Genomic DNA, 8,517 nt, shown 5'->3' with positions numbered 1-8,517 from the left:
GGGAGGCGGGGCAATTCGCGGGCGGTGAGGGGCGGATGAACGAGGTGCGGGGGGGGGGCCGGGAGGGGGTCAAGGGCGGCGAGATGGCCGGGCGGGCCGGGGGGAACGGGATCGGCTTCGCGATTCTCGTCGAACGCGGGTGTGCGGCGGAGCTGGCCGCCGGGCGGCTGGTGCGCGTGCCGCGTGACGGGGCATGCGCACTGGAGCAGCCTGCTGCTGGTGCTGTCGGTCGGGCAGGGCGCCCGGCGAGCCCGGCCGCTGCTGATCCCGGCCGATGCGCTCGATGCCGCGTCGTTCAGCGCGCTTTCCGTGCTGGCGAGAACGGCGGGCGCGGCGGGGCGGGCATGACGGCGGCGCGGTTACCGACCGTAACCAGCGTCTGGCGCGGGAACGCTACAATGTTGCTCCGCGTTGCATCCCTAGTTAATGGATTTGTCAGGTGAGTGAAAAAGAAATCGATCAGGCTCTGGTCGAGCGCGTACAGAAGGGCGACAAGGCAGCGTTCGAACTCCTGGTCTCCAAATACCACCGCAAGATCATTCGGCTGATCTCGCGCCTCGTGCGGGATCCCGCCGAGGTCGAGGATGTGGCCCAGGACGCGTTCATCAAGGCGTATCGTGCGCTGCCGCAATTCCGCGGCGAATCGGCGTTCTATACGTGGTTGTACCGAATTGCCGTCAACACGGCGAAGAACTACCTTGCGACGCAAGGCCGCCGGGCGCCGACCTCCACCGAGGCCGATGCAGAGGAAGCGGAAACTTTCTCCGACGCAGACCAACTAAGGGATATCAACACGCCTGAGTCGATGTTGATGAGCAAGCAGATTGCCGAGACGGTCAACGCTGCAATGGCTCTGCTGCCCGAAGAACTGCGTCAGGCAATTACGCTGCGCGAGATCGAGGGCCTGAGCTACGAAGAGATCGCGGAAATGATGGGCTGTCCGATCGGGACGGTCCGGTCGCGGATCTTCCGCGCACGCGAGGCAATCGCTGCTAAATTGCGTCCGCTGCTCGATACGCCCGAAGGCAAGCGCTGGTAAGCGCGACAGGCGAAGCGACGCGGGTCGGGGTCTAGTTACGGATAGAGTCGTGAAGTCACGACGGGGTGTGCAAGATGGGGAGCATCATGGGGTCGGTCAATACGCAGTCGCAAGCGTGCTCGCGCGGCGAGCGCCTTTCCGCGCTGGTCGATGGCGAAATGTTCGATGGCCCGGACAACGGGCAGTTTCTGGCTGAGCTCAACCGCGCGGATCGCGCTGCGTGGGCCCATTACCACCTGATCGGCGATGCGCTGCGCTCGGACGAGCTCGCGCTGTCGCCCGCGCTGAGCGTCGCGTTCACCGCGCGCATGTCGGCTGCGCTCGAGAGCGAGCCGCACCTGCTCGCGCCGGCGGCCGCACCCGTTGCGCGCAAGCTGCTGGCGCTGCGCCGGCGCGTCGTGCCCGCGTTCGCGGTCGCTGCCGCGGCGGCTACGCTGACGTGGATCGTCGTCCCGCAAATGCAGACGGCCGGTGCCCCGGGCGCCGTCCAGGTCGCGTCGGCCGGTGCGCCGCAAGGCGGCAACCTGCAGCGCGTGACGGTTGCGCAGGCATCGGCCCAGCCGGGCCTGCAGGACGTCAACATCATCCGCGACGCCAGCCTCGACCAATACCTTGAAGCGCACCAGCAATTCGCGCAGCAGCCCGTCGTCACGGGTTCGATGCCGCTGATCCGCGCTGCCGTGACCACCACGCCAGGCCAATAAACCCGATGCGGACATTGCAGTTGAATCACGCCATCTCCGGATGGAAGCGGCTGCCGGCCCTCCTGCTTTGCGCAGCCGCCCTGTTGTCCGTTCAATCCCTTCCTGCCCGCGCCCAGCAACCGGACGATCCTGTCGCGACCCGCAAGGGTGCCGCCGACTGGCTCGACCGTGTCCAGCAAGCGGCGCAGCAGCAGAGCTACGAAGGCACGTTCGTCTACCAGCGCGGCGGGTATGTGCAGTCGTCGCGCATCGCGCACGTCGCGTCCCGCGACGGCGAGTTCGAGCGCATCGAGACGCTCGACGGCAAGCCGCGCAAGCTTCTGCGCCATAACGACGAGCTGTACACGTTCGTGCCCGAGCGCAAGCTGTGCGTGGTCGAGCGCCGTCAGACGCGCGACTCGTTTCCCGCGCTGCTCGGCGCGAGCGGCGAGCACGTGATGTCCGTCTACGACGCGAAGTCGCTCGGCAAGGACCGTGTTGCGGGGATCGACGCGCAGGTCGTCGAGCTCGTGCCGAAGGATGCGTACCGCTTCACGTACAAGCTGTGGGCTGACGCGCGCACGGGGCTGCTGCTGCGCTCGCAGACGCTCGATGCGAACGATCACGTGCTCGAGCAGATCGCGTTCTCGCAATTGCAGACGGGCGGCGCAAGCGGCGACAAGGCCGCGATCGCGGCCGGCATGCGCAACCTGAGCGGCTGGACGGTCGTGCGCCCGCCGGTCGCGACGGTCGACATGGAGGCGCAGGGCTGGCAGCTCGCCCCGAGCGTGGCCGGTTTCCAGAAGATTCGTGAAGTGCGCCGGCCGATGGCCGCGCGCGACGCGGGCGAGCCGCCGATCCCGGTCGATCAGGCCGTCTTCACCGACGGTCTCGCGACGATCTCGGTTTTCATCGAGCCGGCCGAAAAGAATACGCGCAAGGAAGGCGCGGGCAGCACCGGTGCAACGAACGTTCTCGTGAAGCGCCGCGGCGACTACTGGATCACCGTGCTCGGCGAAGTGCCGCCGGCTACGTTGCAGCAGTTCGCGTCTGCCATAGAATACAAGGCTTCCAAGTAACGCTACGGCTTCCGACATGATGAAACTCACGCTGCGCAAATGGCTCGCGGCGGCGGCGCTGTCTGCCTGCCTGCCGCTCGTGCCGCATACCGCGTTCGCGGTGACGGCTCCCGCTGCCAGCCTGCCCGACTTCGCCGACCTGGTCGAAAAGGTCGGGCCGGCCGTCGTGAACATCCGGACCACCGCCAACGTGCCGACGAGCAGCGGCCCGCGCGGGATGCTCCCGCCGGGCTTCGACAACGGCGACATGTCGGAATTCTTCCGGCGCTTCTTCGGCATTCCGCTGCCGCAGGCGCCCGGTAACGGTAGCGGCAACGGCGGCAACAACCCGAAGAACGCGCCCGCGCCGGACAACCCGCCCGACACCGAACAGAATCGCGGCGTCGGCTCGGGCTTCATCGTGTCGGCCGACGGTTACGTGATGACCAATGCGCACGTCGTCGACGATGCGGACACCATCTACGTGACGCTGACCGACAAGCGCGAATTCAAGGCGAAGCTGATCGGCGTCGACGATCGCACGGACGTCGCGGTCGTCAAGATCCAGGCGTCGAACCTGCCGGTCGTCGCGATCGGCGATTCGAACAAGGTGCGCGTCGGTGAGTGGGTCGTCGCGATCGGTTCGCCGTTCGGCCTCGACAACACGGTGACGGCCGGCATCGTCAGCTCGAAGAGCCGCAATACGGGCGACTACCTGCCGTTCATCCAGACCGACGTCGCCGTGAACCCCGGCAACTCGGGCGGCCCGCTGATCAACATGCAGGGCGAGGTGATCGGCATCAACTCGCAGATCTACAGCCGTACCGGCGGCTTCATGGGCATCTCGTTCGCGATTCCGATCGACGAGGCGATGCGCGTGGCCGACCAGCTGAAGGCGACGGGCAAGGTCACGCGCGGCCGGATTGCGGTGGCGATCGGCGAGGTGACGAAGGACGTGGCCGATTCGATCGGGCTGCCGAAGGCCGAGGGCGCGCTCGTCAGCAGCGTCGAGCCGGGCGGTCCGGCCGACAAGGCGGGTATCCAGCCGGGCGATATCATCCTGAAGTTCAATGGTCGTTCGGTCGATACGGCGTCGGACCTGCCGCGCATGGTCGGCGACACGAAGCCGGGCACGAAGGCGACGGTCAGCGTATGGCGCAAGGGTCAGGCACGCGATCTGCCGATCACGATTGCGGAGACGCCGGCCGAAACGACGGCGAAGGCTGAGCAGCGCAAGAACGCGCCGCAGAAGCCGCGCCAGACCAATTCGCTCGGTCTGACGGTCAGTGACCTGACGGCGGAGCAGATGAAGACGCTGAAGCTGAAGAACGGCGTGCAGATCGACGGCGTCGACGGCCCGGCCGCCCGTGCGGGCCTGCAGCGCGGTGACATCGTGCTGCGCGTCGGCGACACCGACATCACGAACGCGAAGCAGTTTGCCGACGTGACTGCGCAGCTCGATCCGCAGAAGGCGGTCGCGGTGCTCGTGCGGCGTGGCGACAACACGCAGTTCGTGCCCGTGCGGCCGCGCCAGAAGTAACGCGCCGATGTTCACGCTCTACGGCCGCGGCTGGTGCCACCTGTGCGACGACATGCGCGACGCACTGGCGCCGGTGGCGGCCGAATTCGGCGTCGCGTTCGATTACATCGACATCGACACCGATGCGGCACTCGTCGCCCGCTACGACGAGGACGTGCCCGTGCTGCTGCTGGACGGGGCGGAGGTATGCCGCCACCGGTTCGACGACGCGCGGGTGCGCGCCGCGCTGGCGGCCTGGCGACGAGCCTGACCTGCCGCTGGCGGGTGTCGTTTCGCACGGCGCTTGGCCCGGCGGTGGCTCCCAGCGGGCCACTGCGCGGCCCGGCGTTGGAAATACCGCCCGGCAAAGGCCTTTTCGGCTAAAATAAGCTGTTTTTTCACCGACTTACCAAGGCGTGCTCTGCAGTCGTCGAGCGCGCCTTTTTCGCTTGATCGGCACTGAATGGATCATATTCGCAATTTCTCGATCATCGCGCACATCGACCATGGCAAGTCGACGCTCGCGGATCGCATCATCCAGGTATGCGGCGGCCTCGCCGACCGTGAAATGGAAGCGCAGGTGCTCGACTCGATGGATATCGAGCGCGAGCGCGGCATCACGATCAAGGCGCAGACTGCCGCGCTGTCCTATCGCGCGCGCGACGGCAAGGTCTACAACCTGAACCTGATCGACACGCCGGGGCACGTCGACTTCTCGTACGAAGTCAGCCGTTCGCTGTCCGCATGCGAAGGCGCGCTGCTGGTCGTCGATGCGAGCCAGGGCGTCGAGGCGCAGACGGTCGCGAACTGCTACACGGCGATCGAACTCGGCGTCGAGGTCGTTCCCGTGCTGAACAAGATCGACCTGCCCGCCGCGAACCCCGAAAACGCGATCGAGGAGATCGAGGACGTGATCGGCATCGACGCGACCGACGCGACGCGTTGCAGCGCGAAGACAGGTCTCGGCGTCGAGGACGTGCTCGAGTCGCTGATCGCGAAGGTGCCGCCGCCGAAGGGTGATCCGGCCGCGCCGCTGCAGGCGCTCATCATCGATTCGTGGTTCGACAACTACGTCGGCGTCGTGATGCTCGTACGCATCGTTAACGGCACGCTGCGCCCGAAGGACAAGATCAAGCTGATGGCGACCGGTGCGCAGTATCCGGTCGAGCACATCGGCGTGTTCACGCCGAAGTCGCGCAATCTCGAAACGCTGTCGGCCGGGCAGGTGGGTTTCATCATCGCCGGCATCAAGGAACTGACGGCAGCGAAGGTCGGCGACACCGTCACGCACGCGACCAAGGCGGCTGTCGAGCCGCTGCCGGGCTTCAAGGAAGTGAAGCCGCAGGTGTTCGCGGGGCTGTATCCGGTCGAGGCTAACCAGTATGACGCACTGCGCGAATCGCTCGAGAAGCTGAAGTTGAACGATGCGTCGCTGCAGTACGAGCCGGAAGTGTCGCAGGCGCTCGGCTTCGGTTTCCGCTGCGGCTTCCTCGGCCTGCTGCACATGGAAATCGTGCAGGAGCGGCTCGAGCGCGAGTTCGACATGGACCTCATCACGACCGCGCCGACGGTTGTCTACGAGGTCATGATGAGCGACGGCGCGATCATCAAGGTCGAGAATCCGGCGAAGATGCCGGAGCCGCCGAGGATCGAGGAGATTCGCGAGCCGATCGTCACGGTGAACCTGTACATGCCGCAGGACTACGTCGGCTCCGTGATCACGCTGTGCGAGCAGAAGCGCGGATCGCAGATCAACATGCAATATCACGGCCGTCAGGTGCAACTGACCTACGAGATCCCGATGGCCGAGATCGTGCTCGATTTCTTCGATCGCCTGAAGTCGGTGTCGCGCGGCTACGCGTCGATGGACTACGAGTTCAAGGAATACCGCGCGGCCGACGTCGTGAAGGTCGACATGCTGATCAACGGTGACAAGGTCGATGCGTTGTCGGTTATCGTCCACCGTTCGCAGTCGCAGTACCGCGGCCGCGAAGTGGCCGCGAAGATGCGCGAGATCATTCCACGCCAGATGTACGACGTGGCGATCCAGGCTACGATCGGCGCGCACATCATTGCCCGCGAGAACATCAAGGCGCTGCGCAAGAACGTGCTGGCGAAGTGCTATGGCGGCGACATCTCGCGAAAGAAGAAACTGCTCGAAAAGCAGAAAGCGGGTAAGAAACGAATGAAGCAGGTGGGCTCGGTCGAGATCCCGCAGGAAGCGTTCCTTGCCATCTTGCGCGTCGAAGACAAATAACAGGACTGATCCTTTTATGAATTTTGCGCTGATTCTTTTTGTGCTCGTCGTCTTGACGGGCGTAGCGTGGGTGTTGGACAAGCTGGTGTTCCTGCCGAAGCGACGCAAGGCGGCCGACTCGGCGATCGAGGAGTTCGATCGCCAGCAGTCGCGCATCGACAAGCGTTTCGCGGATGAAAACGCGGTGCAGACGCGTTCGAAGTTGCGCGACGAGAAGCTGCGCCAGCCGTGGTGGCTCGAGTACACGGCGAGCTTCTTCCCGGTGATCCTGGCGGTGTTCGTCGTGCGTTCGTTCGTCGTCGAGCCGTTCAAGATTCCGTCGGGCTCGATGGTGCCGACGTTGCTCGTCGGTGATTTCATCCTCGTCAACAAGTTCGAATACGGGCTGCGCCTGCCAGTCACGAACACGAAGATCACGCAGGGCAGCCCGTTGTCGCGCGGCGACGTCGTCGTGTTCCGCTATCCGAAGGACGAGTCGGTCGACTACATCAAGCGTGTGATCGGCCTGCCGGGCGATACCGTCGCGTACCAGGACAAGCAGCTCACGATCAACGGCCAGCCGGTGCCCGAAACGCCGCTGCCCGATTTCTTCGACGACGAGCGTCAGAACTACGCGAAGCAGTTCGAGGAAACGATCGGCAACAAGAAGAACGCGATCCTCAACAACCCGGCCGTGCCGCCGTTCGTGATGGGCGCATACGACTATCCGTTTCGCGACAACTGCACGTACAACAGCCGCGGCGTGATCTGCAAGGTGCCGCCCGGTCACTACTTCATGATGGGCGACAACCGCGACAACAGCGCGGACAGCCGCTACTGGGGTTTCGTGCCGGACCAGAACATCGTTGGCCGCGCGTTCTTCATCTGGATGAACTTCAGCGACCTGAAGCGCATCGGTTCCTTCAACTGATCGCATTCGACTCAATCGCACTGCGCGACGCACGGGCCGCGTCGCGTAGTGCCGAACTACTTTAAGAACCGGCGGTAACACCGCCTCGTCACGCCTTTTCGCGTCCGGCCGTGCCGTTTCGGCCCGACCGGCGCCCGCGTTATACTCCTGCACATGCCCCTATCCCAGTTGGAAAGCCGGCTGCGCTACGAATTTCGCAATGCGGAATTGTTGCGCCAGGCTTTGACCCATCGTAGTCACAGTGCCACGCACAACGAACGGCTCGAGTTCCTCGGCGACTCCGTTCTGAATTGCGCGGTGGCTGCCCTTTTGTTCCAGCGTTTCAGCAAGCTGGACGAAGGCGATCTGTCGCGCGTACGCGCCAACCTCGTCAAACAGCAGTCGCTGTACGAAATTGCTCAGGCCCTGAATATCTCGGACGGCCTGCGGCTCGGCGAAGGCGAGCTGCGCAGCGGCGGGTTCCGCCGCCCGTCGATCCTCGCGGACGCGTTCGAAGCCATCATCGGGGCCGTATTCCTCGATGGCGGCTTCGAAGCCGCCCAAGGGGTCATCAAGCGCCTCTATATCCCGATTCTCGACCACATCGATCCGCGCACGCTCGGCAAGGACGCGAAGACGCTGCTGCAGGAATACCTGCAGGGGCACAAGATCGCGCTGCCGACTTATACGGTGGTCGCGACGCATGGTGCGGCGCACAATCAGCAATTCGAAGTCGAATGCACGGTGCCGAAGCTCGATGTGAAGGTGTCGGGCTCCGGTGCGAGCCGGCGCGCGGCCGAGCAGGCCGCCGCGAAGAAGGCACTCGACGAGGTGATGGCGGCTGCGCCGATGCTGGCCACGAAGCCGAAGCGCTCGAAAAACGCGCGTGGGTCGAAGCATGTCGAACCCGAAATCGTGCCGGGCGTGAAGGGCGTGCAGGAAGCGCTCGACCTGCGCTCGCCGGAGCGGAAGGAACGCGCGGCGGCGCGCGAGGCGAGGGCGGCCGGTGCGGCGCCCGCGGCAATCGCTGCAACCGGTACCGAGCCGGCCGCGGCGCCGATGGCCGCGATTC

Annotated in this window: 9 protein-coding genes; all 9 read left to right on the top strand. The window is 65.1% G+C overall.

Going from position 1 to position 8,517, the window contains the following annotated elements:
• Positions 1-141 precede the first annotated feature (141 nt).
• Positions 142-348 carry a hypothetical protein gene (locus tag G3O00_RS37070; RefSeq protein WP_206145980.1) on the top strand — a complete coding sequence of 69 codons (207 nt, stop codon included), beginning with the start codon at positions 142-144 and terminating at the stop codon, positions 346-348.
• A 91-nt stretch (positions 349-439) separates the two neighbouring features.
• A complete protein-coding gene (rpoE, locus tag G3O00_RS37065) occupies positions 440-1,039 on the top strand; it encodes an RNA polymerase sigma factor RpoE (RefSeq protein WP_006490873.1) in 600 nt (199 codons plus the stop codon).
• Positions 1,040-1,125: 86 nt separating this feature from the next.
• Positions 1,126-1,743: a sigma-E factor negative regulatory protein gene (locus G3O00_RS37060; protein ID WP_174934596.1), complete on the top strand. Its 618-nt coding sequence runs from the start codon at positions 1,126-1,128 to the stop codon at positions 1,741-1,743.
• Between the two features lie 5 nt (positions 1,744-1,748).
• Positions 1,749-2,801 carry a MucB/RseB C-terminal domain-containing protein gene (locus G3O00_RS37055; protein ID WP_011351409.1) on the top strand — a complete coding sequence of 351 codons (1,053 nt, stop codon included), beginning with the start codon at positions 1,749-1,751 and terminating at the stop codon, positions 2,799-2,801.
• Positions 2,802-2,817: 16 nt separating this feature from the next.
• Positions 2,818-4,320, top strand: a complete 1,503-nt coding sequence (locus tag G3O00_RS37050) for a DegQ family serine endoprotease (RefSeq protein WP_174934598.1) — start codon at positions 2,818-2,820, stop codon at positions 4,318-4,320.
• 7 nt (positions 4,321-4,327) lie between these two features.
• A complete protein-coding gene (locus tag G3O00_RS37045) occupies positions 4,328-4,570 on the top strand; it encodes a glutaredoxin family protein (RefSeq protein ID WP_206145979.1) in 243 nt (80 codons plus the stop codon).
• 192 nt (positions 4,571-4,762) lie between these two features.
• Entirely contained in the window at positions 4,763-6,556 is a 1,794-nt protein-coding gene (lepA, locus tag G3O00_RS37040) for a translation elongation factor 4 (RefSeq protein ID WP_011351412.1), read from the top strand.
• A gap of 16 nt (positions 6,557-6,572) precedes the next feature.
• Positions 6,573-7,466 carry a signal peptidase I gene (lepB, locus tag G3O00_RS37035; protein ID WP_206145978.1) on the top strand — a complete coding sequence of 298 codons (894 nt, stop codon included), beginning with the start codon at positions 6,573-6,575 and terminating at the stop codon, positions 7,464-7,466.
• A 153-nt stretch (positions 7,467-7,619) separates the two neighbouring features.
• Positions 7,620-8,517: ribonuclease III (gene rnc, locus G3O00_RS37030; protein WP_206145977.1), on the top strand; the 898-nt coding region annotated here is incomplete at its 3' end.

The sequence above is a fragment of the Burkholderia sp. Ac-20384 genome, assembly GCF_017104605.1.
In the GTDB taxonomy this organism is placed as follows: Bacteria; Pseudomonadota; Gammaproteobacteria; order Burkholderiales; family Burkholderiaceae; genus Burkholderia; species Burkholderia lata.
Note: the sequence above shows the minus strand (reverse complement) of the source record. Positions and strands in the feature narration are given on the sequence as shown.

What these genes read in the sequence shown, in the direction of transcription:
- G3O00_RS37060 (WP_174934596.1), top strand. Translation starts at nt 1,126, where the DNA reads ATGGGGTCGGTCAATACGCAGTCGCAAGCGTGCTCGCGCGGCGAGCGC.
- G3O00_RS37045 (WP_206145979.1), top strand. Translation starts at nt 4,328, where the DNA reads ATGTTCACGCTCTACGGCCGCGGCTGGTGCCACCTGTGCGACGACATG.
- G3O00_RS37050 (WP_174934598.1), top strand. Translation starts at nt 2,818, where the DNA reads ATGATGAAACTCACGCTGCGCAAATGGCTCGCGGCGGCGGCGCTGTCT.
- lepB (WP_206145978.1), top strand. Translation starts at nt 6,573, where the DNA reads ATGAATTTTGCGCTGATTCTTTTTGTGCTCGTCGTCTTGACGGGCGTA.
- lepA (WP_011351412.1), top strand. Translation starts at nt 4,763, where the DNA reads ATGGATCATATTCGCAATTTCTCGATCATCGCGCACATCGACCATGGC.
- G3O00_RS37055 (WP_011351409.1), top strand. Translation starts at nt 1,749, where the DNA reads ATGCGGACATTGCAGTTGAATCACGCCATCTCCGGATGGAAGCGGCTG.